We start from the raw sequence: 24,908 nt of genomic DNA on the forward strand, positions 1-24,908 counted from the left end.
TTGGTGCTGGGCACCGGCTCGGCCGGCCTGGCCGCACCCGTACCGACGGCGGCGAAGCCGTCGACCGCGGCACCGACCGCAGGGGCCAAGGCCCAGCCGGTGACGGTGACCCTGCTGACCGGTGACCGGATCACGCTCGCCTCGCCCGACGCCCGGGCCGGCGCGGTCCAGCCCGGCAAGGGACGCGAGAAGATCCAGTTCATCGTCAACCGGGAGCCCGACGGCCTGTACGTGATCCCACGGGACGCGTCCGCGCTGATCCGGTCGGGCCAACTCGACCGGCGACTGTTCAACGTCACCGGGCTGGTGCAGGCCGGATACCACGATTCCGCGCGCGACAACCTGCCGCTGATCGTGACGTACGGCGCCGGAGCCCGGGCCTCGGCCGCCGGCACGCTGCGGGTCGCGGGTGCGCAGGTCACCCGGGAACTACCGGCCATCGGCGGAGCCGCGGTCGCGGCCACCAAGGCCGGAGCCGGTGCCTTCTGGGCCGGTGTCACCACGGGCCAGGGCGGTGCCCGTACCGCCACCGCCGCCGGGATCGAGAAGATCTGGCTGGACGGCAAGCGGCAACTGACCCTGGACCACAGCGTTCCCCAGATCGGTGCGCCGGCCGCGTACCAGGCCGGATTCACCGGCAGTGGAGTCACCGTCGCGGTCCTCGACTCCGGGGTCGACGTGAACCATCCCGACCTGGTCGGCAAGGTCGCCGACGCGCAGAACTTCAGCGAGGAGGCCGAGCCGGGCGACATCGTCGGACACGGCACCCACGTCGCCTCGATCATCGCCGGCAGTGGCGCCGCCTCCGGCGGCAAGTACCGGGGCGTCGCGCCCGACGCCACCCTGGTCTCCGGCAAGGTCTGCGAGGAGTACGGCTGCACCGAGTCGGCGATCCTCGCCGGGCTCCAGTGGGCGGCCGTGGACAAGCAGGCGGACGTTGTCAACATCAGCCTCGGCGGCTACGACGGCCCGGAGATCGACCCGATCGAGGAAGCCGTCAACACCCTCACCGCGCAGACCGGCACGCTCTTTGTCATCGCCGCCGGCAACGACGGCTCGGACGCCTCGGTCGGCTCGCCGGGCAGCGCGGACGCCGCCCTGACCGTCGGTGCGGTGGACCGCGACGACAAGCTGGCAGACTTCTCCAGCCGCGGCCCCCGGACCGGCGACGACGCCGTGAAGCCCGACATCACCGCGCCCGGCGTCGAGATCGTCGCGGCCAAGGGCGCCGGCACCGAACTCGGTGCGCCGGTCGGCGAGCACTACGTGACCCTCTCCGGCACCTCGATGGCAACCCCGCACGTGGTCGGCGCGGTCGCACTGCTCGGACAGCAGCACCCCGACTGGACCGCGGCACAGTTCAAGGCGACCCTGATGGCCTCGGCGAAGCCCGACCCGACGCTCACCGCGTACCAGCAGGGAGCCGGCCGGGTCGACGTGGCCCGCGCCATCACCCAACCGGTGACCACCGACCCGGCCAGTCTCTCGTTCGGTCGCACCATCTGGCCGCACGCGGACGATGCGGTCGTCACCCGGACCGTCACCTACCGCAACCCCGGCACCACCGAGCTGACCCTGGACCTGGCCCTCCAGGTGACCGGTCCCGAGGGCGTGGCCGCACCGGCGGGTCTGTTCACCACCAGCGCGGCCCGGGTGACCGTGCCGGCCGGTGGTCAGGCGGCGGTCACCGTGACCGCCGACACCAGCGTGGCCAGCGCCGACGGCTACTGGTCCGGCCGGCTCACCGCCACCGCCGGAACAACCGTGGTGACCACCCCGGTCGGGGTGAACAAGGAGGTCGAGAGCTACGACCTGACGCTCACCCACCTCGACCAGACCGGCGCGGTGCCCGTCGAGTACAGCAGCCTGCTGGTCGGACTCGACCGGTTCCTCTTCGCCAGCGTGTACGACGAGGACGGCACCGCGACCGTACGGCTGCCCAAGGGCACCTACGGCCTGAGCACCATGATCTTCCGCGAGCGGGCCGAGGAGGAGTACGACTCCACCATGCTGGTCCAGCCCGAGCTGATCATCGACAGGAACACCAGCATCACGGTCGACGCACGCAAGGCACGGCCGGTCGAGGTGACGGTGCCCCACCGTTCCGCCACTCCGGCGCTGATCGACCTCACGGCCAACTGGTCGACGGACGAGTTCGGGTACGGCACCAGCGTGCTGGCCGACACGTTCGAGGGCCTGTACGCCGGCCAGCTCGGCACCGGCGGGGCGATGGAGGGCTTCGTCGGCCAGATCGGCAGCCAGTGGGCCGAGCGGGATTCCGAGGGCGGCTTCGCCAACAGCCCCTACCTCTACGCCGTCGCCGAACAGTTCTCCGGCCGGTTCCCGAACGGGTACGTGCGCCACTACCGGGACCGGGACCTCGCCACCGTGCGCAACGAGTTCCGGGGCGGCGAGGCCGGTCAGGACGCGCACCGGCTGCTGTTCCCGGTCTTCCCCGAGGACATGGGTGCCTGGGCGGTCGTCCTGCCTGTGGAACTGCCGGGGCAGCGGGTCGAACACCTCGGCACCAACGGCGGGGTCCGCTGGGAGTCCGCGCTGGAGTTGAGCGTGCCGGGCGACGACGGCTGGCCGGTGCTCCAGGCCGTCCTGGAGACGCCGCCGACGGCGTACAAGGCCGGGCGGGAGTACCGGGACGTCTGGAACGAGGCGCCGTACGGTCCGTCCTTCCCCGAGTCGCGTTGGCCGGAGTCGGGCATCACCCGGCAGGGGAACACGATCGTGGTCGCCCTGCCGGTCTACAGCGACGCGGCCGGGCACGGGGGTGGCTCGCTCACCACGACCGCCCGTACCGCGCTCTACCGCAACGGCAAGCTGGTCGGGGAGAGCCCGGAGCCCGGTTTCGGCGTGTTCGAGGTGCCGGCCGGTCGGGCCGACTACCGGGTGGTGGTGTCGGCGACCCGGGACGTCTCGGATCTGGCGACCTCGACCGAGGCGGCGTGGACGTTCCGGTCCGGGCACGTGCCGGGCGACGAGTTCGCAAAGCTGCCGGCGTCGGCGATCAGGTACGCGCCGAAGCTCGACGCGACCAACGCCGCCCCGGCGGGCAGGGCGTTCGACATCCCGGTCAACGTGCAGCGGCAGCCCGGCGCGCCCGGTGCCCAGGTGCGGCGGCTGACCGTGGAGGTCTCGTACGACGACGGGCGTACCTGGCGGGACGCGGAGGTTCGGTCGACGAAGTCCGGCTGGGTGGCGAGCGTACGGCACCCCGGCGGGGCGAAATACGTCTCGCTGCGCGCCAAGGCGACCGACTCGGCCGGTGACACCGTCACCCAGCAGGTGATCCGCGCGTACAGACTGAAGTAGCAGGAACGGGAAACGGGGTGCCGGCTCGATCGAGCCGGCACCCCGCTTTCGTCCGGGTCAGTCGTTGGCGTGCAGGGCGGCGTTGAGCTTGATGCCGTGTCCGGTGCGGGGCCGGGCCTCCAGGGCGCCGGTCAGCGAGTTGCGCCAGAACAGCAGCCCGGCCACGCCGGAGAGTTCGCGGGCCTTGACCACGGTCCCGTCCGGGAGGCTGATCTTGGAGCCGGCGGTGATGTAACAACCCGCCTCGACCACGCAGTCGTCGCCGAGCGAGATGCCGATCCCGGCGTTCGCGCCGAGCAGGCTGCGCTCGCCGATGCGGACCTTCTCGGTGCCGCCGCCGGAGAGGGTGCCCATGATCGAGGCACCGGCGCCGACGTCGGAGCCGTCGCCGACCACGACCCCGGCCACGATCCGGCCCTCGACCATCGAGGTGCCCAGGGTGCCGGCGTTGAAGTTGCAGAAGCCCTCGTGCATGACCGTGGTCCCGGGCGCCAGGTGGGCGCCGAGCCGTACCCGGTCGGCGTCGGCGATCCGGACCCCGGACGGCACCACGTAGTCGGTCATCCGGGGGAACTTGTCCACCCCGTACACGGCCAGGTGGCGGCCGGCGGCGCGCTCGATCACCCGCAGCTCGTCCACCCGGTCCGGCGGGCACGGCCCGGCCGAGGTCCAGGCCACGTTCGCCAACTGGCCGAAGATGCCGTCGAGGTTGAGCTCGTTGGGCCGGACCAGGCGGTGGGAGAGCAGGTGCAACCGCAGGTACGCGTCGGAGGCGTCCTTGATCGGGTCGGCCAGCGAGCCGATTTCCGTGATCACCACCACCGTACGCAGACCGGGCAGCGCCCGTTCGCCGACCGCTCCCGGCGGCAGGTCGAGTACGTCCGCCTGCTCCTCGCCGGGCACCAGCGGCAGCGCGCCCAGGCCCAGCTTGCCGGTCGGGTACCAGGTGTCGAGCACCTGGTCGTCGGCGGTTACGGTGGCCAGTCCGATACCCCAGGCGGGCTGCGCGGAAGTCATCGAGTCATCCTTATTCTCGGAAGCTGGGAGCCCGGCGAGTCATGGACAGCACAGCTCGCCCGCTCGGTCCGCGCCCGCACAATCTTGACGGTACCGTGCCGGACATGGAGAACCCGCTGACCCCCGAGGTGTTGGCCGATCCGGTCGCGTTGACCCGCGCCCTGGTCGACATCGAGTCCGTCTCGCTCAACGAGAAGGAAATCGCGCACCACGTCGAGGAGGTGCTGCGGTCGGTTCCCCACCTGGACGTGCAGCGGCACCAGAACACGGTGATGGCCCGTACCGAGCTGGGCCGCTCGCAGCGGGTGGTGCTGGCCGGGCACCTGGACACGGTCCCGTTGAACGACAACTTCCCGTCGAAGCGCGAGGGTGACCTGATCTACGGGTGCGGCACCTCGGACATGAAGTCCGGCGTGGCGTACGCCCTGCACCTGGCGGTGAGCCTGGCCGAACCCCGGTACGACGTGACGTACCTGTTCTACGAGGCCGAGGAGATCGACAGCCGCTACAACGGCCTGACCCTGGTGGCGCAGGCGCACCCGGAGTGGCTCACGGCCGACTTCGCCGTGCTGCTCGAACCGACGTACGGCGTGGTCGAGGCCGGTTGCCAGGGCACCCTGCGGGCGATCGTGACGACCACCGGCCGGCGGGCGCACTCGGCGCGGTCCTGGCGCGGGGTGAACGCCATCCACGCGGCCGGCGAGGCGCTCAACCGGCTGGCCGGTTACCAGGCCCGGACGGTCACCATCGACGGCTGCACCTACCGGGAGGGGCTCAACGCGGTCGGCATCCACGGCGGGGTCGCCGGCAACGTGGTGCCCGACCGGTGCGAGATCGAGGTCAACTACCGGTTCGCGCCGGACCGGTCGCCGGCCGAGGCGGAGGCACACGTACGCGAGGTGTTCGCCGGTCTGGAGGTGAAGTTGGTGGACGTGGCACCGGGGGCGCTGCCCGGACTGACCGCGGCGCCGGCCCGGGAGTTCCTGACGGCGGTCGGCGAGGAGCCGGTGGCGAAGCTGGGCTGGACCGATGTGGCCCGGTTCGCCGCGCTCGGCATCCCGGCGCTGAACTTCGGGCCGGGCGACCCGAACCTGGCGCACGCGCCGGACGAGCACGTCGAGATCGGGAAGATCCGCGACGGGGCGGCCACCCTGCACCGCTGGCTCGCGCCGGTCTGACGGTCGCCTTCGACGACGGCACGCGGGGCCGACGCCGAACGCGGGCCGGCCCGGCCGGATCGGGCCGGCCTATCCGCCGATCAGCGAACCCTCGCCGGTGCCGCCGGACGTTTCTGCGGCGATGGTCGAGTCGAACGCGGTGTCGTCGGCCGAATCCTGTTGGCGGGCAACCCGGCGTTCGGCCACCACGGCGCGGATTCGCTGGTGCATCTGTCGCCGGAGCCGGATGATCTCGTTGTTGTTGATCACGGTGCGCCTCCCCCCAAAGGTGTCCGGCGGCGCTGCCGGACCCCGTGCATACCCGGTATGTGAATAGTAAGACGCGTACGGAGCCGCTCAGGTTGCACCTGAGCGGCGCTCTTTTCCCGCAGCCGGGGTGAGTTGCCGACGTGGACTGGCCATCCCACTACCGTGGACGCATGAGTCACAGCAAGGGACGCAACGGCAGGGCCCGGGGGCCGGAGCGGCACGGCGGCGGGGTCACCCTGCGCCGGGACGCCATCCCATCCAGTACGGCCGACCAGCGCCTACTCGACTCCCGGAGCCGGGCCGACTGGAAGACCAAGGACGCCTGGCGGGCCCTGCGCATCCTCTCCGAGTTCGTCGAGGGTTTCGACACCCTGGCCGACCTGCCGCCCGCGGTGAGCGTCTTCGGGTCGGCGCGCAGCCTCCCCGACAGTGACGAGTGCAAGCTCGCCGAGGAGTTGGGCGCCGCTCTCGCCCGCGCCGGGTACGCGGTCATCACCGGCGGCGGACCCGGCGTGATGGAGGCGGCGAACCGGGGCGCCACCGACGCCGGCGGTCTCTCCGTCGGGCTCGGCATCGAGCTGCCGTTCGAGCAGGGCATCAACGACTGGGTCGACATGGCGATCGACTTCCGCTACTTCTTCGCCCGCAAGACCATGTTCGTCAAGTACGCCCAGGCGTTCGTGGTCCTGCCCGGTGGGTTCGGCACCCTGGACGAACTCTTCGAGGCGCTGACCCTGGTGCAGACCGGCAAGGTCACCCGGTTTCCGGTGGTCCTGATGGGCAAGGAGTACTGGGGCGGGCTGCTCGCCTGGCTGCGGGACACCCTCGCCGCAACCGGCAAGATCGGGGCGGCTGATCTCGAATTGATACTGGTCACCGATGATGTGGCCACGGCCGTCGGGCATATCGTAGATGCCGACGCCGCGCTCGCCGCGGAACAGGAAGCGCTCCAGGAGACGGCCATCGCCCAGGCGGGAGCCGACCAGCAGGCAGCTTCCACCTCTCGCGAAGGGTGAGTTGATGGCCGCCATCTGCGTTTTCTGCGCTTCCTCCCGTACGCTCGACCAGCGCTGGCTGGACCTCGCCACCGAGACCGGCGGTGAGCTCGCCCGGCGCGGCCACACCCTGGTCTCCGGCGGCGGCTGCGTCGGCATGATGGGCGCGCTCGCCGACGGCGCCCGCGCCGCCGGTGGCCACACGCTCGGCATCATCCCGCAGGCGCTGGTCGACCTGGAGGTCGCCGACCGGCACGCCGACGAGCTGGTGATCACCGAGGGCATGGCCAGCCGCAAGACCGCGATGATCGACAAGTCGGACGCGTTCCTGACCCTGCCCGGCGGGCTCGGCACCCTGGACGAACTCTTCGAGGTCTGGACCACGGCCACCCTGGCCATGCACCACAAGCCGGTCGTCCTGCTCGACCAGGACGGGTTCTACACCGGGCTGATCGACTGGCTGTACGGACTCGCCCCCACCCGCTTCGCCCACCAGCGGGCGATGAACCTGCTGGTGGTGGTCGACTCGATCGGCGCCGCGCTGGACGCCATCGAAGCCCGCCTCGACTGACCCACGCTCCCGTCACCGTCACCACCCGGTCACCCCGCGCGGTCCTCGCTCGGGAAGGGCTCCGGAAAGCGCGACAAGCCGCCGTTGCCTACGCGGGAGCGTCGGGGCGGCATGGTGTGATGGGCGGCGTGCAGGCGTACCAGCTCGTTCGTCGGCCGGCCGAGGCCGCGCCGGCGTGGGTTGGCGACCCCCGGCAACAGCAGGTCGTCGAGCACGTCGACGGGCCGCTGCTCGTACTCGGCGGGCCGGGGACCGGGAAGACCAGCACCCTGGTCGAGGCGGTCGCCGCGCGGGTGGCCGGGGGAGTCGACCCGGAACACATCCTGGTGCTGACCTTCGGTCGGCGTTCCGCCACCGCGCTGCGCCACCGGATCGAGGCCCGCGTCACCGGCATCGGCGCCCGGGTGATGCACGAACCCCTCGTACGCACCTTCCCCGGCTACGCCTTCGGCCTGCTGCGCCGGGCCGCCGCCGAACGCGGTGAGCCGTCACCGCGCCTGCTCACCGGCCCCGAGCAGGACCTGATCATCCGTGAGCTGCTCGACGTCGTCGGCGACCAGAACCCGACCGACGCGAACGCACCGGCAGACGCGCACGCACCGGCCGACCGGATCGGCTGGCCCGAACAACTCCGCCCGGCGCTGCGCACCAGGGCCTTCGCCGGCCAGCTTCGCGACCTGATGCAACGTGCCGCCGAACGCGGGGTCGGACCGGTCGAACTGGCCCGGCTGGGCGAGCGGCTGGGCCGGGCCGACTGGCCCGCCGCAGCCCGCTTCCTGCGTGAGTACGTGGCCGTACTGGCGCTGCGGGACGCGACCGGCCGGGGCTCGATCGCGTACGACCCGGCGGAGCTGGTCCGGGCCGCCAGCGGGTTGCTCGTCGACGACCCGGAGCTGCTGGACGCCGAGCGGCGCCGGCTGACCCACGTCTACGTCGACGAGCTCGCCGACACCGACCCGGCCCAGCTCGAACTGCTCAACCTGATCGCCGGAGGCGGCAAGCCGCTGGTCGCGTTCGCCGACCCGGACTCCTCGACGTACGCGTTCCGGGGTGCCGACCCGGCCGGTGTCGCCGCCTTCCCGCACCGGTTCCGTACCGCCTCCGGTGCGGTTGCCCGGACCGTCCTGCTCACCACCAGCTACCGGGGCGGTACGGGACTGCTCGGTGCCGCCGCACGGGTCGCCCGACGGCTGCGTGGACCGATCACCCACCGGCAACTGGCACCGCTGCCGGACGCCGCACCCGGCACCGTCGAGGTCCGTACGTTCCGCTCCGCCACCGGCGAGTCGGCGTACCTGGCGCACGCCCTGCGTGCCGCCCACCTGATCGACGGGGTGCCCTGGTCCCGGATGGCGGTGCTGGTCCGTTCGGCGCCCCGACAACTGCCCTCGTTGCAACGGGCGCTCCAGGCTGCCGGGGTGCCGACCGTGGTCCACGCCGAGGACCTGCCGCTGCACCTGCAACCGGCGGTGGCGCCGCTGTTGCTGCTGCTGCGCTGCGCCCTGGAGCCGGACCGGCTCGACGAGGAGGCGGCGGTGGCGCTGCTGCACTCGCCGTTCGGCGGGGCGGATCCGCTGGCCGAACGGCGGCTGCGGCAGGGCCTGCGCGCACTCGCCCTGGCCGGCGGTGACCGCAGGCCCTCGGGTGAGCTGCTGGTCGAGGCGTTGCGCGAGCCGGCGGAACTGGCCGCGATCGAACGGCGCTGGGCGGCACCGGCCCAGGCGGTCGCCGGGCTGCTGGCCACCGCCCGGACCGCCGCCGCCACCCCCGGAGCCACCGCCGAACAGGTCCTCTGGGCGGTCTGGCAGGACAGCGGGCTGGCCGAACGCTGGTCCGGCGCGATCGGCCGGGGCCGGACCGCCACCGGCGAGGGCGAGAACGCGCCCCGCTGGCGGGCCGCTGCCGCCGACCGGGACCTGGACGCGATAGTGGTGCTCTTCGACGCGGCTGCCCGGTTCGTCGACCGGCTGCCGGGTGCCCGTACGGAGGTGTTCCTCGACCACGTGCTGGGGCAGCAGTTGCCCGCCGACACCCTGGCCCCGAGCGCCGATCCCGGCGAGGCGGTACGGCTGCTGACCGCGCACGCGGCCAAGGGACTCGAATGGGACCTGGTCGCGGTTGCCGGCGTACAGGAGGGGATCTGGCCGGACCTGCGGCTGCGTGGCAGCCTGCTCGGTTCGGAGCGGCTGGTCGAGGTGCTCGCCGGCCGCGCCGACGGCAGCGGGCTGGCGGCCAGCCTGGTCGGGCAGACCTCGGCATTGCTGGACGAGGAGCGCCGGCTGTTCTACGTGGCGGTCACCCGCGCCCGGCGCCGACTGCTGGTCAGCGCGGTCGCCTCGGCGGCGGTCGGCGGGATGGACCACGAGGAGCAGCCGAGCCGCTTCCTCTACGAGCTGGCCCCGCCGGCCGACCCCGGCTCCCGCCCGGTCGGCTCGTCCGCCCCGGGTCCCTCTCCGAACGGCCCGGCCCCGGACGATGCGCCGCACCCGGCTCCGGAAGGCCCGAACGGCTCCGCTCCGGAGGGCTCGAACGGCCCGGTTCCGGTAGCGGAGGCGGCACCACAGGCAGCGCCGGCGGCAGTAGCGGAGGCGGAGGGAGCACAGGCGGGGGAGCCGGGGGAGTTGCCGGTGGAGCGGGCGCCGAGGGCGCTCACCCTGCCGGCGCTGGTGGCGGAGCTGCGTACCGTGGTGATCGACCCGGCCTCGTCCGACCAACGGCGGCAGGAGGCCGCGGCCCAGCTCGCCCGGCTCGCCGTCGCCGGTGTGCCCGGCGCCCACCCGGACGACTGGTGGGGGCTGCGGGCGCTCTCCGACGACCGGCCGCTGGTGGACGAGGGCGAACCGGTCAAGGTCACCCCGTCCACCATGGAGAGCGCGTTGCGGTGCAGCCTGCGCTGGCTGCTGGAGCGGCACGGCGGCGCGGCCCCGGCGAGCGGCGCGCAGGGGGTGGGCAACCTGGTGCACGCCGCCGCGATGCTGGCCGAGGACGCCAGTGCCGACCGGAGCCAGCTCATCGAGTACGTCACCGCGCGGTTCGACGTGATCGACCTGGCCGCACAGTGGATGGCCGGGCCGGAGAAGCAGCGGGCCGAGGCGATGGTCGACAAGCTGCTCCGCTGGCTGGCGACCAACCCGCGCCGGCTGCTCGCCATCGAGCACGAGTTCGCGGTCCGGCTGGACGACCCCACCCGGCCGATCGACCTGACCGGTCGGGTGGACCGGCTGGAGGTCGACGCCGACGGCCGGCTGGTCGTGATCGACCTCAAGACCGGCAAGTCGACCGCGGTCACCGGCACCGAGCTGGCCGAACATCCGCAGCTCGGCGCGTACCAGGCGGCCGTGGAGGCGGGTGCGTTCGCCGAGTTCGGCGACTCCTCGGGCGGTGCCGCGCTGGTGCAGCTCGGCACCGGGACCAAGGACGCGAAGGAACAGGGCCAGGCCCCGGTCACCGCCGCCGACGAGGCCGGCTGGGCGCGGGCGATGGTACGGCGTACCGCCGATACGATGGCCGCTTCGACCTTCGCCGCGGTGGCCAACAGCAAGTGCCGGGTCTGCCCGGTCCGGACCAGCTGCCCGGTCTCCGGCAAGGGCCGCCAGGTGGTCGAACCGCCCGCACGGCGGCCGGGGATGACACCGCCGACCCAGCGTGGAGAGCAGGATTGAGCCAGTCGTCACTGTTCGCCGCCACGGCGCCGACGCCGTCGCGGAGAGCCGACGCCGGCCCGCGCTACACCCCGTTCGAGCTGGCCAAGCTGCTGCGGATGGACCACGCGCCGACCCGTGAACAGGCGGCGATCATCGCCGCGCCGGTCGAGCCGCTGCTGGTGGTCGCCGGGGCCGGCTCGGGCAAGACCGAGACGATGGCCGCCCGGGTGGTCTGGCTGGTCGCCAACGGGTACGTCCAACCCGAGCAGGTGCTCGGGCTCACCTTCACCCGCAAGGCGGCCGGTGAACTCGCACACCGGATCCGTACCCGGCTGGACCAGTTGGTCCGCCGGCTCGGACGGGACGGCCGGGATCCGGAGGGCGATCAGCTCGGCGGTGAGCCGACGGTGGCGACGTACCACTCGTACGCGGCCCGGATCGTCACCGAGCACGGGCTGCGGGCCGGGTACGAGCCGTCCACCCGACTGCTCACCGAGGCGTCCCGGTGGCAGCTCGCCGACCTGCTGGTGCGCACGTACGACGGGGACATGTCCGATGTCGACCGGATGCCGAGCACCATCACCGACGCGGTGCTCGCCCTCGCCGGTGAACTGGCCGAGCACCTGGTCACCCCGGACGAGCTTTCCGCCTGGACCGGGCGGTTCTACGCCGAGGTCAGCTCCCAGCCGGGAAAGATCTACGCCGACGTCCGCAAGGCGTTGAAGATCCAGCAGATCCGGCTCAAGCTGATGCCCCTGGTCCGCGCGTACGACCAGCGCAAGGACGACTTCGAGGCGATGGACTTCGGCGACCAGATGGCCCGGGCGGCCCGGGTCGCCCGGGACCACCCGGAGGTCGGTGCGATCGAACGCGAGCGCTACCGGGTGGTGCTCCTCGACGAGTACCAGGACACCAGCCACGCCCAGGTGGTGCTGCTGCGGGCGCTCTACGGCGGCGGTCACCCGGTCACCGCGGTCGGCGACCCGTGCCAGTCCATCTACGGCTGGCGCGGTGCGAGCGCCGGCACCCTGAACCGGTTCCCGACCGAGTTCAACCACACCGGTGGCCGTCGGGCGCGCACCCTGACCCTCACCACGAGCTGGCGGAACCGGCCCGAGATCCTCGGGGTCGCCAACGGGCTCGCGGTGCCGCTGCGGGCCGCCGGTGCCCAGGTGAGCGAACTGGCCGCGGCGATGCAGGTGAAGGACCCGATTCCCGGACGGACGGCGCGAGGGGCCGCCGGCGGGACCGTGCACTGTGCGCTGCTTTCCACGTACGAGGAAGAGGCCGACTGGATCGCGGACAGCCTGCTCGCCGCCTGGCGGGGCGCGGCCCGGATGCCGACGGCGCTGCCCGAGCACATCCCGGTCGAGCGGCGGCCGACCAGCGCGGTGCTGGTCCGGGTACGCAGCCAGATCCCGGCGATCGAGGCGGCCCTGCGCGAGCGGGGGCTGCCGGTCGAGGTGGTCGGGCTCGGCGGCCTGCTGGACACCCCCGAGGTACGGGACGTCGTCTGCACCCTGCGGGTGCTCGCCGACCCGACCGACGGGGCGGCCCTGCTCCGGCTGCTCACCGGGGCCCGGTGGCGGATCGGCCCCCGCGACCTGGTGGCCCTGCACAAGAGGTCCCGGGCCATCGCGACCGCCCGGCGGGAACTGCCCCGCGCCGACGGTGACGCCGAACCGGAGATCAGCACCGACCGACTGGATGACGCGACCCTGGTCGAGGCCCTGGCCGACCTGGGCCCGGCGCAGCTCTACTCGGCCGAGGGTTATGCCCGGCTGCGCGCGTACGGCCTGGAACTCGGACTGTTGCGGCACCGCCTGGACCAGTCGCTGCCGGACCTGGTGGCGGACGTGGAACGGACCATCGGCCTGGAGGTGGAGGTCGCCGTACGGGCCGGTACGGACGGTCGTGGCGGTGACGCCGGCCTGGCCCGTGGCCACCTGGACGCCCTCGGTGACGTCGCCGCCCGGTTCTCCGGTGACTCGACCAACGCCTCCCTCTCCGGTTTCCTGGCCTTCCTCGCCGCCGCCGAGGAGGAGGAACGGGGACTGGCGCCGGGCGAGCTGGAGGTGATGGAGGGGGCGGTGCAGATCGTCACCGCGCACGCCGCGAAGGGCCTCGAATGGGACGTGGTCGCGGTCGCCGGGCTCACCCGTGGCGTCTGGCCCGGACCGGTCCGCAACTCCGACCACTACCTGCTCGGCCTGGGGGTGCTGCCGTTCCCGCTGCGCGGTGACGCGGACGGGCTGCCGGTCCTGGCCCTCGACGAGGTGGCCGACCAGAAGGGCGTGATGAAGGCGCTCACGACCTTCACCGAGCAGTGGCGGGCACATGACGAGCGGGAGGAGCGCCGGCTCGCGTACGTGGCGGTGACCCGACCCCGGCGGCTCCTGCTCTGCTCCGGCTACTGGTGGGGTGACGGGGTGAAGCTGGCCCGTGGCCCGTCGGTCTTCCTCCGCGAGGTGTACGACCGGTGCCTGACCGGTGACGGTTACGTGATCGACGCGTGGGCGCCCGAGCCGGCCGGTGACGCGGTCAACCCGACGACCGAGGTGGTGCTGAGGGCCGAGTGGCCCGCCGACCCGCTGGGTGGCCGCCGTCCGGCGATGGCCGACGCGGCGGCCCTGGTCCGCCAGCACATGGCGGCCGACACCGGCCCGCCGTTGCCGGCCGCCACCGTCGACCCGCCCGCCGAGCGGGATGCTGCCGAGCCCGCTGCCGATCCGGCTGGCGGGCGGGAGGCGGAGGCCGCTGCCGATCCGGATCTCGACCGGTGGCGGCGGGAGGCGGACCTGCTCCTCGCCGAGCGGGCGGAACTCGCCCAGCGGGTCGGGCCGATCGAGGTCGCCCTCCCCGGCCACCTCTCCGTGTCGCAGCTCGTGGCGCTGCGTCGTGACCCGCACGCGCTGGCCCGTACGCTGCGCCGGCCGATGCCGTCCCGCCCGGACCCGTACGCCCGCCGGGGCACGGCCTTCCACGCCTGGTTGGAGCAGCGGTTCGGGGCCGGTCGACTGCTCGACATCGACGAGTTGCCCGGAGCGGCCGACGAGGACGCCGCGCCGGACGAGGCGCTGGTCGAGTTGCAGCAGCGGTTCCTGGCCAGCGAGTGGGCGGACCGGATGCCGGCCGAGGTGGAGGTGCCATTTGCCACAGTGGTCGCCGGGGTGGTGGTCCGGGGCCGGATGGACGCGGTGTTCAGCGGGCCGGGTAGCCGTTTCGACGTGATCGACTGGAAGACCGGCCGGGAGCCGGTGGGTGCGGCGGCGGACGCGGCAGCGGTGCAGTTGGCCGCGTACCGGCTGGCCTGGGCGGAACTGGCCGGGGTGCCGTTGGAGCAGGTACGGGCCGCTTTCCACTACGTACGCGAGGGCACCACCGTGCGCCCGGTCGACCTGCTCGACGCGGACGGTCTGGCGGCGCTGATCACCGCACTGCCGGTGGCTTGATGGCTGTTCCGGCACGTACGTGCTAGGCTGACCAAGTTGCAGTTTTGGTTCCCAGAGACTCTGTGTGCGCCTGCGGGATTGTAACCCAGGCGCTCTTTGTTATGTCCGGAGTTCTCCGGGCGGGGCGACCAGGGGGCGACACCGATCCGCGCCTGCCGGGCGCGGGCGATTCTCTTCGGCCCGCAAAAGTGCGGGACCGATCGTTCCGTCAAGGAGACGAAACAAATGGCAATTGGCACCGTCAAGTGGTTCAACGCTGACAAGGGCTTCGGCTTCATCACCCCGGACGGCGGCGGCGCCGACGTCTTCGCCCACTTCTCGGCGATCCAGTCCTCCGGCTACCGGAGCCTGGACGAGAACCAGCGGGTCGAGTTCGAGGTGACCCAGGGCCAGAAGGGCCCGCAGGCCGAGAACATCCGGCTGATCTGAACCCAGTTACACCCCACTGCGCCCGCCGGGCGCGGTGACGTGACCGGCCCGCGCCTTGCTGGCGCGGGCCGGCCCCGCGTATTACCCATCGGTTCGTGCTTGCGATCGCTGGTGGAGCCCTTCACGGCTCCCGGCGGCCAGTGCCCCACGGGCACCTTCCTCGACACGTGCCGCCCTTGAGGAAGGTGCTATCCATGACTCATGCCATCGCGTCGTTCACCGACGCCCTCGCCCCCGCGCTGCGTTCCGCGCTGGTGGCGAACGGCATCACCGAGCCTTTCCCGATCCAGTCCGCCACGCTGCCCGACTCGCTCGCAGGTCGGGACGTACTCGGTCGGGGCCGCACCGGATCGGGCAAGACGCTCGCGTTCGGGCTTCCGCTTCTTTCCCGTACCGCCGGTCGCCGGGCCCGCCCCGGTCAGCCGCTGGCCCTGGTCCTGGTGCCGACCCGCGAGCTGGCCCAGCAGGTGACCACCGCGCTCGCCCCGTACGCCCGCGCGGTCAACCTGCGCTGCGTCACCGTGGTCGGCGGCCTCTCGCTGCAGCGCCAGGCCGACGCCCTGCGCGCCGGTGCCGAGGTGGTCATCGCCACGCCGGGTCGGCTCGCCGACCTGACCAACCGGGGTGACTGCCGGCTCGACCAGGTCACCATCACCGTGCTCGACGAGGCCGACCAGATGGCCGACATGGGGTTCCTGCCCCAGGTCACCCGGCTGCTGGAGCAGGTCGCGCCGAACGGGCAGCGGATGCTCTTCTCCGCCACCCTGGACCGGGGCGTCGACCGGCTGGTCCGCCGGTTCCTGACCGACCCGGTGTCGCACTCGGTGGATCCGGGGACCGCCACGGTTACCGCGATGACCCACCACGTGCTGCACCTCGACGCGGCCGACAAGGCCGCCACCACGACCCAGATCGCCGCCCGTGAGGGCCGGACGATCCTGTTCACCGGTACGAAGCACCGCGCCGACCGGCTGGCCCGGCAACTCCTGGCCAGTGGCGTACGCGCCGCGGCGCTGCACGGGGGCAAGTCGCAGCCGCAGCGGACCCGGGTGCTGGAGCAGTTCCGCAACGGCCAGGTGACCGCGCTGGTCGCCACCGACGTGGCGGCCCGTGGCATCCACGTCGACGGGCTGGACCTGGTGGTGAACGTGGACCCGCCGACGGAGGCGAAGGACTACCTGCACCGGGGCGGTCGTACCGCGCGGGCCGGCGAGTCCGGTGCCGTCGTGACGCTGGTCACTCCCGACCAGCGCCGGGACATGGCCCGGTTGATGGCCACCGCCGGGATCCGTCCGGAGTCGGCGCAGGTCCGGCCGGGTGACGCGGAGCTGGTCCGGGTGACCGGTGCTCGCGTACCGTCCGGCGTACCGGTCACGGTCGTCGCGCCGAAGCCCGCCCAGGCTCCCAACCAGGCCGGCGGCGCGTCGCCCCGGGCGCAGCACCGTGGCTCGGGTCGTACCCGTCGCCCGCGCCGCCCCGCCGCTCCCCGCGCCGTCTGATCCACCCCCTCCGCCCTTCTGCTTCCTCCCCGCTTCCCCGCTCGTCGTTCCAGGGTGAATGGTTGCCCTAGAAGATCCACAAGCCCCCTTCTGTCCGGATCGGCGGAGGGGGTGGGCGAGGGGGCGGGGGTGGGAAGCCGATCGGGTCATCGGATTGCGTCCGATGGATGACTGCGATGTGTCCGGTCATGGGTGATCCTGTTCCCTGGGGAGCTGGCGGGCTGGTCGACGGGTTCCCGATGGGGAGGTCGTCATGATCTTGACTGCCGGACCGGGGGCGGTACGAGAAATCCTCGTTGTGCTCGCGGTTGCCCTCAGTGGACTTCTCCTCGCCCTGATCGCCGCCTTCACCCCCTGGTACGACGCACCGGCCGGGCCCAGCCGTCCACACGTGGTCGAGTTGCAGGCCCCACCGCCCCGCGCCGCCGACACCGTCGAGCCGAACCTCGTCGGCTCCGGTTGAACTGAGACGGTTTGCCCGGACTCGACGTGTGGCCCGGATCCGAAAGTGACCGTCAGCCGTGAGGGCTGGTCGGCGACACGTCGGATGCTGGTGTTGACTAGAGCAGATGCCTCCCGCGATGCCACCCGAGCCGCCGTCCCGGCCCACGCCGGGTACGGCATGGGCGGCCGGCCCGGTGACCCGGCTCGGTGGCCCGCCCGTCGGGGATCCGTCCCCTGTGGCGCCGCCGGCACCGGTCGGGCGCGAACGGTACCGCCTCTGGTGGTTCGCCGGAGCGGCCGGTGCGGTCCTGGTCACCGGCCTGGCGGTGGTGCTGGTGATGACCCTCGGCTCGGATCCGCACCTGTTCGGTGACGACTTCTCCGCCCCGGCCGACACCCGGCCGCCACTGGCCCGGATGTGCCCACCATCCACCGCATCACCGCAGGCCGCGCCGTCACCGCCGGCAACCGTGGTGCCGGCGGTGGGGCCGCGTACGGTCGACGAGGAGGCGGGCATCTCCTACACCGAGTACGGGGCACCCTGGCTGCCGTGGGACACCGAGTGGAACGCGGGCATGCTCGAGGTGCCGTACCGGGTGGGGCAGCACTTCGTCACCGAGTCGGCGTACGACGGTTTCAGTGACTACCATGCGTCGATCCTCTCCGCCGCCGTGCCGGCCGCCGAGAACGACGCCCTCACCTTCGACCTGGAGTGCGTCGGCCGGCAGGTGGCCGCCGACGTGCGGGCCGAGTACTACCCGCAGCCGAGCCGGATGGAACTGCTCCGCGACGAACGGACCCTGCTCGGTGGTCGGCCCGCCTGGGTGACCGTGTTCCGGCTGCACTTCAGCCGGCCGGGGCTCAAGGCGACCGACGAGTTGGCCGCGGTCGCCTGCATCGACGTCGGCCGGGCCACCGCCGCGGTCTTCTACGTCTCCATTCCGGGCACCCACCGCGAGCTTGACTGGGTGGTCGACGACGCGCTCGCGTCGGTCCGCCCGATCTGACGCCACGCCGACACCGAACTGCGCCGAAACGGTCGGGGCGGGTGGTCGTCCTGGGTACGGTTCTTCCGTCGGTGCCGTCCGGAGTGTCCCGCATTCGTCCTCCGGATCCCGCCGAATTTGTCACGACCGCTAGCGGGCGAGGTCGTTGATCTCCTACTTTCTGCATAGGATTTTCCAGATCAACATCGAGGGGCGGCGGGATGAGCCGGACGGTGCTGGTGGTGGGTGGTGGCTGTAGCGGCGTGCTGGTCAGCCGGGAACTCCTGCGGCACACCGCCGCCTCGGTGACGATGGTCGATCCGGCCGCGTCCCCCGGCACCGGAGTGGCGTACGGGCCGGCGGCCCAGCCGTGGCACCTGCTCAACTCACCCGCCGGGACGATGAGCGCCGACCCGGACGCGCCCGGCGACTTCGTCGACTGGTGTCGGGTCCGCCGCCCGGCCGTCGCCGCCGGTGACTTCATGCCCCGGAGCTGGTACGGCGACTACCTGCGGGACGTACTCGGCGCGGTCGGGCGGGACGCGCCGGGTCGGCTGCGGATCGTCCGGGACCGGGTACGCCGGATCGTCGACACCGGTGGGCGGGTGCGCGCCGAACTCGAATCCGGCGAGTGGCTCTCCGCCGACCGGACCGTACTCGCGATCGGGGCCCCTGCCTCGGCGGACCCGGCGCAGCGGTGGCCGGCCTCGGGTGCGCGGGGATCGGGTTACGTGCGCGACCCGTGGTTGCCCGGCGCACTGGACACGGTCCCGCCCGACCAGCCGGTACTGCTGGTCGGCACCGGCCTCACCGCGGTCGACGTGGCGCTGAGCCTGGATGCCGCCGGCCACCGGGGCCCGATGGTCGCCGTCTCCCGGCACGGGCTGCTGCCGAACGCCCAGCACCGGCCGGGCCCGCCGGCACCGGTCCCGACCGTGCTGCCGCAGGCGCCCGAGTCGCTGCGTCGGCTGGTCCGCCAGGTTCGTGCCCTGGTCGAGGCGGGTGCCGACTGGCGGGCCGTGGTCGATGGGCTGCGTCCCCGGCTGGACACCTACTGGGCCGGGTTCTCGTCGGCGGACCGGGACCGGTTCCTGCGGCACCTGGCCCGGCACTGGGAGGTGCACCGGCACCGGATGGCCCCGGAGATCGCCGACGAGGTGGGGCGGCTGCGGGACACCGGCCGGCTGGCCGTACGGGCGGCCGTGGTGGAGGCGATCGAGCCGAGGTCGGAGGGCGGACTGAACGTACGGCTCGGGCACCGTGCCCCGATGCCGGGCGCCGACAACCGTCTCGACGGGTACGGCGCGGTGGTCAACTGCACCGGTCCGGGTCGGCTGCCCGCCTCGGCGGACCCCCTGGTACGGCAGTTGCTGGCCGACGGTCTCGCCCGCCCGGGGCCGTACGGGCTCGGGCTGGACGTGGACCACGCCGGTGCGGTCCTGGGGCGCGACGGTACGCCCACCGCCCCGCTCTGGACCCTCGGTTCACCGCGCCGGGGCCGGCTCTGGGAGACCACCGCCGTACCGGAGATCCGTGGCCAGGCCAGGGGCATCGCGTACCGGTTCGCCGCCCTCGACGGGGTGACCAGCCCACTCGTCGCCACCGCCTGACGCGCGGATCGCCGATCACCGCACGCCGGATCGAGCCCCGTCTGTCCGGCAGCACGAATGCCTCTGGACAAGATCCCTATCTAACTAGTAGGACTTACGGAGATAGAGATCCGATCCACCGAGCGCGCCCCGGCGCGGGAGGCGAGCAGACCGTGACCTTCCACTGGTTCCTCCCCACCTCCGGCGACGGTCACCAGGTGGGTGCCGCGACCGTACGGGCCGGGGCCGCCCGGCACGACCGGGTGGCGAGCGTGGACTACCTGAGCCGGGTGGCCAGGGCCGCCGAGGAGTCCGGCTTCACCGCGGCACTGACCCCGGTCGGCTCCGGGTGCCCCGACCCCTGGATCGTCTGCGCCGCCGTCGCCCGGCACACCACCCGGCTGCGGCTACTGGTCGCGGTCCGGGCCGGGTTCGCCCTGCCGACCCTGCTCGCCCAGCAGGCCGAGGCGTTCCAGGCGATCTCCGACGGTCGGCTGGCGATCAACATCGTCACCGGCGGCGACCCGGCCGAGCAGCGGGCGTACGGCGACTTCCTCGACCACGACGCCCGCTACGCCCGGACCGCCGAGGCCCTGGAGGTGCTCCGGCTGGCCTGGCAGGGTACGCCGTTCGACTACTCCGGCGAGCACTACCGGATCGAGCGCGGCGGCCTGTCCACCCCGCTGGCCGAGCCGCCGCCGATCTACTTCGGGGGAGCCTCCCCGGCCGCCGAGGCGGTGGCCGCCCGGCTCGCCGACGTGTACCTGATGTGGGGCGAGCCGCCGACCGCGATCGGCGAACGGGTCGCCCGGATCCGCCGGCTCGCCGCCGAACACGGCCGGGTGCTCCGTACCGGTCTGCGGTTGCACGTCATCGCCCGGGAGAGCGCGGACGAGGCGTGGGCCGAGGCCGACCGGCTGCTCGCCGGGATGGACCCGTCCCGGATCACCGCCGCGCAGGCCCGGTTCGCCCGGATGGACTCGGTCGGCCAGGCCCGGATGGCCGCGCTCAACGCCGGCACCACCGACGGGCTCACCATCGCACCGAACCTCTGGGCCGGGGTCGGCCTGGTCCGCGAGGGCGCCGGGACCGCGCTCGTCGGCAGCTACGCCGAGGTCGCCGCCCGGCTCGACGAGTACGCCGCGCTCGGCGTCGACGAGTTCGTCCTCTCCGCCTGGCCACACCTGGAGGAGGCGTACCGGGTCGGCCGGGAGGTGCTTCCGCTCACCCGCATCGGCGCGGCGGTCGATCCGCTGTCCCCGGTCGGGGCAACGGCGCCGCACGCGGGTGTGGGGACGCGCTAGGGTCGGGTCGTGGCGGCGCGGAGATCAAAGATTCCAGCAACGAAGTATCCGGTCGAGCGGTTCACCCTCGACAACGGTCTGCGGGTGGTGCTGACCCAGGACCGCAGCGCCCCGGTGATCGGTGTGGCGGTCGTCTACGACGTCGGCATCCGATCCGAACCCGAGGGCCGGACCGGCTTCGCCCACCTCTTCGAGCACCTGATGTTCCAGGGCTCGGCGAACCTGGAGAAGCTGGCCCACTTCAGGTACGTGCAGGGCGCCGGCGGCACGTTCAACGGCTCCACCCACCTCGACTACACCGACTACTTCGAGACGTTGCCCAGCAACGCCCTCGAACGCGCCCTCTTCCTCGAGGCCGACCGGATGCGCGGTCCCCGGCTGACCGAGGAGAACCTGCGCAACCAGGTCGACGTGGTCAAGGAGGAGATCCGGGTCAACGTCCTCAACCGCCCGTACGGCGGTTTCCCCTGGCTGCGGCTGCCGCCGATCATGTTCGACACCTTCGCGAACGCGCACGACGGCTACGGCTCCTTCGACGACCTGGAGAGCGTCACCGTCGACGAGGCGGCCGAGTTCTTCGACCGTTACTACGCCTGCGGCAACGCCGTACTCGCGATCGGCGGGGACCTGGACGTGGCGCAGACCCGGGAACTGGTCGCCCGGCACTTCGACTCCGTACCGGCGCGACCGGCGCCGATCCGGCCCGACTTCGCCGAGCCGGACCTGACCGCCGAGCGGCGGCAGTCGTACTCGGACCGGTTGGCGCCGCTGCCCGCGGTCGCGGCGGCGTGGCGGGTGCCGGACCCGGTCGCCGACCTGGCCGGTTACCTGCCGTACGTGGTGCTGGCCGAGGTCCTGACCGACGGCGACGCCTCCCGGCTGGTCGAGCGGCTGGTCCTCCGCGACCGTACGGTCACCAGCATCGGCGGCTACCTGGGCTTCATGGGTGAGCCGTTCGGCGTACGGGACCCCACCGCGCTGCTGGTGGAGGCACACCTGCCGCCCGGCGGTGACGTGGAGAAGGTGCTGCGCACCATCGACGAGGAGACGTCCCGGATCGCGGTGGACGGGCTGGTCGACGGCGAGTTGGCCCGTACCCAGGCCCGGATGGCGACGCACCTGCTGCGGGGGACCGACGCGGTGCTCGGCCGGGCGTTGCAGATGGCCGTGCTCGAACAGCAGCGCGGCGCCCCCGAACTGATCAACGACCTGCCCCGGCTGCTCGGCGAGGTCACCGAGGAGCAGGTACGGGCAGCCGCCGCGACCCTGCGTCCGGAGCGTCGGGCGGCCGTCGAGGTCATCCCCGGAGGAGCGAAGTGAACGGCACCAACAGCTCCACCGGCGACGAGGCGAAGCTCGCCCTGCCCGCGCTGGGCCCGACCCGCAAGCTCAAGGTGCCCACCCAGGCGGAACGGACGCTGCCCAACGGGCTGACCGTGATCGCCGTCCGACGGCCCTCGGTGCCCCTGGTCGAGGTACGCCTCTGGGTGCCGTTCGGCCGGGCACCGCTGGCCCGCGCGGTGCTGCTCTCCCAGACCCTGCTCTCCGGCACCGGCACGATGTCCAACCTGGACATCGCCTCCGAGCTGCAGAAGGTGGGCGGCGGGTTGGCCGCCGGTGCCGACCCGGACCGGTTGATGATCTCCGGCAACGGGCTGGTCACCGGCCTGGACCGGATTCTGGAACTGCTCGCCGAGGTGCTCACCGACGCGGCCTACCCGTCCGACGAGGTGGCCAACGAGCGGGACCGGATGATCGACCACATCCAGGTCGCCAAGAGCCAGCCGTCGCACCTGGCCCGGGAGGCGCTGCTGCACCGGATGTACGGCAAGCACCCGTACGCGGTGCAGACCCCGGAACCGGAGCAGGTACGGGCGGTCCGGCCGGGCCAGTTGCGTACCCTGCACACCGATCGGGTGCACCCGAACGGCGCGGTCCTGGTCATCGTCGGTGACGTACGGCCGGAGCGGGCGCTGGACGCCGCCGAGGCCACCCTCGGCCGGTGGAAGGGTGCGGGGCGGGCGCTCGAACTGCCGCCCGCGCCGGCGCTGACACCGGGGCCGTTGGTGCTGGTGGACCGCCCGGACTCGGTGCAGTCGTCGCTGCGGATGGCGCTGCCGGCGGTGCCGCGTACGCATCCGGACCATGCCGCGCTGCACCTGGCGAACCTGGTCTTCGGCGGGTACTTCTCGTCCCGTTGGGTGGAGAACATCCGCGAGGACAAGGGTTACACGTACGGGCCGCACTCGGTGATCGAGCACGGTGTCGCCGGTTCGGCCCTGATCGTGGCGGCCGACGTGGCGACCGAGGTGACCGGTCCGGCCCTGCTGGAGACGATCTACGAGCTGGGCCGGTTGGCCTCGTTGCCGCCGAAGGAGGACGAGCTGGAGCAGGCCCGCCAGTACGCCCTGGGCACCCTGCAGCTCGGCGTGTCGACGCAGGCCGGACTGGCGGCGGTGGCCAGCGTGTACGCCGGTTACGGGCTGCGGCTGGACTACCTGGCCGAGCACTCGGCCCGGTTGGCCCGGGTCACCCGGGACGAGGTGGCCGCGGCGGCGGCGAAGTACCTGGCTCCGGCGGGTGCGGTCACCGTCGTACTCGGTGACGCGGCGCGGATCGCCGGGCCGCTCGCCGCGCTGACCCCGGTAGAGCCGGCGGCCACGGCGTCGTGACCTGGATGGAGATGGCGGACGGGCCACCGTTGGCCCGGACCACGCTCGACCGGGCGGCGCACCGGCGGGCCGATGCGGAGTGGTTGGCCGCCGCCTGGGAGCGGGCCCGGATCCTGGTGGTGGACATCGCCGGTGGCGGTCGGGCGCTCGCCGGCCCGGACACCGACCAACCGACGTTGCTGCTGCTGGCGGCCTCGGACGTGCCGGAGGACGCCCTCGGTCGGCTCTTCCTCGGGGTGGAGCCGGACGGCACCCCGGTCTTCGCGGTCGACGCGCCGCTGCCGGTGCTGCCGGACACCAGGGCGGTGTCGCTGCGCGACGTGGGGCACCTGCTCAGTGACTCCGACGCGGGGCTGTTCACCACGGCGGTGGCGCTGGGGAACTGGCACGCGCGGCACGCGTACTCGTCGACCACGGGGTTGCCGACGGAGGTGATCGAGGCGGGTTGGTCGCGGGTCGACGACGGCGGCAACCATGTCTGGCCGCGTACCGATCCGGCGATGATCGTGCTGGTGCATGACGGCAAGCCTGGTCCGGAGGGGCTGTGCCTGCTCGGCAACAACGCGGCCTGGCGTCCGCGCGACGGGGTCCGCCGGTTCTCCTGCCTGGCCGGGTACGTCGAGCCGGGTGAGTCGGCCGAGGCGGCGGTGCACCGCGAGGTGACCGAGGAGGTCGGCATCGGCCTGGACCACCTCGCGTACGCGGGCAGCCAGGCCTGGCCCTTTCCCGGCTCGCTGATGCTGGGCTTCCTGGCTCGGGCCGACCCGGCGCAGCCGGTACGGGTCGATCCGACCGAGATCGCCCAGGCCCGCTGGTTCAGCCGTCGGGAGATCACCGACGTGCTCGCCGGTGCCCGGGTCGACGCGGACGCGGAGCTGCGGGTGGGGCTGCCGCCGCCCTCGTCGATCGCGCTCTACCTGATCCACCGGTGGCTGGACGAGGCCTGAACCGCCGCGTTCCTCTGGGCCCCTGATGCTCCCGCAGGACAATCTTGGCCCGTGACCGTCGTTGCCGCGGCGGTCACGGGCCAAGATCATGGGCCGCCGAGGCCGGCTGTGGCGTGGTGCACGGCGGGGGAGCCGGGCCGGCGTACGGCGGTCGTCTATCGGGTGGTGCGTGGTGGCGGGCCGGTTGTCCCCGGCTGTTCCCGCCACTCGGCGTGGGGTTTCAGTTCGGGCTCGCGCAGCGGCACCACCTTGACCCGCTGCCGGCCGGAGCGTACGGCCCCGACGGTGGACAGCGCGCGGGCCAGGATCAGGGCGGCGTCGCGATCGTCCGCGCGGACGATCTGACGGCGGTTCTCGGGCGCGGTCTGCTCGTCGCGCAGCCGGCCACCGCCGGCCCAGATCGAGGCCAGGTCGTCGTCGGCCGCGGTACGGATGTCGGTGCGAACGATCAGAAACCGCATGGGCGTCTCCGGATGAACCGTGACGGATGATGATCGTGTAACTACTGAGTGGAGTTGCTCCGTGGAACTTCCACGTAGTTCCACTCGTCATGTTACGCACCGGAGCGTCGCCGGCAAGTGATACGCGCTGATTGGTTTTGCGGGTCA

The 24,908-nt window shown here is 72.8% G+C and carries 18 protein-coding genes; 15 read left to right on the plus strand and 3 right to left on the minus strand.

Translation table 11 applies throughout. The features are described from left to right. Nucleotides 1–3: 3 nt before the first annotated feature. Nucleotides 4–3,324: a S8 family serine peptidase gene (locus OIE47_RS18090; RefSeq protein ID WP_326562650.1), complete on the plus strand. Its 3,321-nt coding sequence runs from the start codon at nucleotides 4–6 to the stop codon at nucleotides 3,322–3,324. 57 nt (nucleotides 3,325–3,381) lie between these two features. On the opposite strand, the gene dapD is transcribed toward OIE47_RS18090, so the two are convergent. Next, the gene (gene dapD / locus OIE47_RS18095; protein ID WP_326562651.1) at nucleotides 3,382–4,341 is read right to left on the minus strand and encodes a 2,3,4,5-tetrahydropyridine-2,6-dicarboxylate N-succinyltransferase; all 960 of its coding nucleotides are present in this window, start codon (nucleotides 4,339–4,341) and stop codon (nucleotides 3,382–3,384) included. A 104-nt stretch (nucleotides 4,342–4,445) separates the two neighbouring features. On the opposite strand from dapD, the gene dapE reads away from it, so the two are divergent. Beyond that, nucleotides 4,446–5,519 (plus strand): succinyl-diaminopimelate desuccinylase, encoded by a 1,074-nt coding sequence (dapE, locus tag OIE47_RS18100; protein WP_326562652.1) that lies wholly within the window; start codon nucleotides 4,446–4,448, stop codon nucleotides 5,517–5,519. A gap of 69 nt (nucleotides 5,520–5,588) precedes the next feature. On the opposite strand, the gene OIE47_RS18105 is transcribed toward dapE, so the two are convergent. Beyond that, nucleotides 5,589–5,768, minus strand: a complete 180-nt coding sequence (locus tag OIE47_RS18105; protein ID WP_326562653.1) for a hypothetical protein — start codon at nucleotides 5,766–5,768, stop codon at nucleotides 5,589–5,591. Nucleotides 5,769–5,938: 170 nt separating this feature from the next. Between OIE47_RS18105 and OIE47_RS18110 the strand changes: the two genes are divergently transcribed. From OIE47_RS18110 to nudC, 13 genes are all read left to right on the plus strand, one after another. Then, nucleotides 5,939–6,784 carry a TIGR00730 family Rossman fold protein gene (locus OIE47_RS18110; protein WP_326562654.1) on the plus strand — a complete coding sequence of 282 codons (846 nt, stop codon included), beginning with the start codon at nucleotides 5,939–5,941 and terminating at the stop codon, nucleotides 6,782–6,784. A 4-nt stretch (nucleotides 6,785–6,788) separates the two neighbouring features. After that, nucleotides 6,789–7,334: a TIGR00730 family Rossman fold protein gene (locus tag OIE47_RS18115; RefSeq protein WP_326562655.1), complete on the plus strand. Its 546-nt coding sequence runs from the start codon at nucleotides 6,789–6,791 to the stop codon at nucleotides 7,332–7,334. A gap of 128 nt (nucleotides 7,335–7,462) precedes the next feature. Then, a complete protein-coding gene (locus tag OIE47_RS18120) occupies nucleotides 7,463–10,996 on the plus strand; it encodes an ATP-dependent helicase (protein ID WP_442792166.1) in 3,534 nt (1,177 codons plus the stop codon). Then, on the plus strand, nucleotides 10,993–14,430 hold the full coding sequence (locus tag OIE47_RS18125; protein ID WP_326562657.1) for a UvrD-helicase domain-containing protein: 3,438 nt from the start codon (nucleotides 10,993–10,995) through the stop codon (nucleotides 14,428–14,430). Before OIE47_RS18120 ends, OIE47_RS18125 begins: the two co-directional genes overlap by 4 nt. A 225-nt stretch (nucleotides 14,431–14,655) precedes the next feature. Further along, nucleotides 14,656–14,859 carry a transcription antiterminator/RNA stability regulator CspE gene (gene cspE / locus OIE47_RS18130; RefSeq protein WP_326562658.1) on the plus strand — a complete coding sequence of 68 codons (204 nt, stop codon included), beginning with the start codon at nucleotides 14,656–14,658 and terminating at the stop codon, nucleotides 14,857–14,859. A 194-nt stretch (nucleotides 14,860–15,053) separates the two neighbouring features. Beyond that, nucleotides 15,054–16,358: a DEAD/DEAH box helicase gene (locus tag OIE47_RS18135; RefSeq protein ID WP_326562659.1), complete on the plus strand. Its 1,305-nt coding sequence runs from the start codon at nucleotides 15,054–15,056 to the stop codon at nucleotides 16,356–16,358. Nucleotides 16,359–16,611: 253 nt separating this feature from the next. Beyond that, nucleotides 16,612–16,821, plus strand: a complete 210-nt coding sequence (locus OIE47_RS18140; RefSeq protein WP_326562660.1) for a hypothetical protein — start codon at nucleotides 16,612–16,614, stop codon at nucleotides 16,819–16,821. 106 nt (nucleotides 16,822–16,927) lie between these two features. Continuing rightward, nucleotides 16,928–17,809, plus strand: coding sequence for a hypothetical protein (locus tag OIE47_RS18145; RefSeq protein WP_326562661.1), 882 nt, complete (start codon nucleotides 16,928–16,930; stop codon nucleotides 17,807–17,809). A gap of 200 nt (nucleotides 17,810–18,009) precedes the next feature. After that, entirely contained in the window at nucleotides 18,010–19,398 is a 1,389-nt protein-coding gene (locus OIE47_RS18150; protein ID WP_326562662.1) for an FAD/NAD(P)-binding protein, read from the plus strand. A 152-nt stretch (nucleotides 19,399–19,550) separates the two neighbouring features. Then, the gene (locus OIE47_RS18155) at nucleotides 19,551–20,681 is read left to right on the plus strand and encodes an LLM class flavin-dependent oxidoreductase (RefSeq protein ID WP_326562663.1); all 1,131 of its coding nucleotides are present in this window, start codon (nucleotides 19,551–19,553) and stop codon (nucleotides 20,679–20,681) included. A gap of 9 nt (nucleotides 20,682–20,690) precedes the next feature. Beyond that, nucleotides 20,691–22,001 (plus strand): M16 family metallopeptidase, encoded by a 1,311-nt coding sequence (locus tag OIE47_RS18160; protein ID WP_326562664.1) that lies wholly within the window; start codon nucleotides 20,691–20,693, stop codon nucleotides 21,999–22,001. Next, nucleotides 21,998–23,353, plus strand: a complete 1,356-nt coding sequence (locus tag OIE47_RS18165; protein WP_326562665.1) for a M16 family metallopeptidase — start codon at nucleotides 21,998–22,000, stop codon at nucleotides 23,351–23,353. Before OIE47_RS18160 ends, OIE47_RS18165 begins: the two co-directional genes overlap by 4 nt. 11 nt (nucleotides 23,354–23,364) lie before the next feature. Further along, on the plus strand, nucleotides 23,365–24,300 hold the full coding sequence (nudC, locus tag OIE47_RS18170; RefSeq protein WP_326563149.1) for an NAD(+) diphosphatase: 936 nt from the start codon (nucleotides 23,365–23,367) through the stop codon (nucleotides 24,298–24,300). A 155-nt stretch (nucleotides 24,301–24,455) separates the two neighbouring features. Here nudC and OIE47_RS18175 read toward each other — a convergent pair whose 3' ends face one another. Then, the gene (locus OIE47_RS18175; RefSeq protein ID WP_326562666.1) at nucleotides 24,456–24,761 is read right to left on the minus strand and encodes a hypothetical protein; all 306 of its coding nucleotides are present in this window, start codon (nucleotides 24,759–24,761) and stop codon (nucleotides 24,456–24,458) included. Nucleotides 24,762–24,908: the final 147 nt, after the last annotated feature.

The organism is Micromonospora sp. NBC_01796 (assembly GCF_035917455.1).
GTDB lineage: Bacteria > Actinomycetota > Actinomycetes > Mycobacteriales > Micromonosporaceae > Micromonospora_G.

Bases quoted from the DNA above. Each gene is read 5' to 3' on its own strand.
- dapD (WP_326562651.1), bottom strand. From the start codon at position 4,341: ATGACTTCCGCGCAGCCCGCCTGGGGTATCGGACTGGCCACCGTAACC.
- dapE (WP_326562652.1), top strand. From the start codon at position 4,446: ATGGAGAACCCGCTGACCCCCGAGGTGTTGGCCGATCCGGTCGCGTTG.
- OIE47_RS18110 (WP_326562654.1), top strand. From the start codon at position 5,939: ATGAGTCACAGCAAGGGACGCAACGGCAGGGCCCGGGGGCCGGAGCGG.
- OIE47_RS18115 (WP_326562655.1), top strand. From the start codon at position 6,789: ATGGCCGCCATCTGCGTTTTCTGCGCTTCCTCCCGTACGCTCGACCAG.
- cspE (WP_326562658.1), top strand. From the start codon at position 14,656: ATGGCAATTGGCACCGTCAAGTGGTTCAACGCTGACAAGGGCTTCGGC.
- OIE47_RS18135 (WP_326562659.1), top strand. From the start codon at position 15,054: ATGACTCATGCCATCGCGTCGTTCACCGACGCCCTCGCCCCCGCGCTG.
- OIE47_RS18140 (WP_326562660.1), top strand. From the start codon at position 16,612: ATGATCTTGACTGCCGGACCGGGGGCGGTACGAGAAATCCTCGTTGTG.
- OIE47_RS18145 (WP_326562661.1), top strand. From the start codon at position 16,928: ATGCCTCCCGCGATGCCACCCGAGCCGCCGTCCCGGCCCACGCCGGGT.
- OIE47_RS18150 (WP_326562662.1), top strand. From the start codon at position 18,010: ATGAGCCGGACGGTGCTGGTGGTGGGTGGTGGCTGTAGCGGCGTGCTG.
- nudC (WP_326563149.1), top strand. From the start codon at position 23,365: ATGGCGGACGGGCCACCGTTGGCCCGGACCACGCTCGACCGGGCGGCG.
- OIE47_RS18175 (WP_326562666.1), bottom strand. From the start codon at position 24,761: ATGCGGTTTCTGATCGTTCGCACCGACATCCGTACCGCGGCCGACGAC.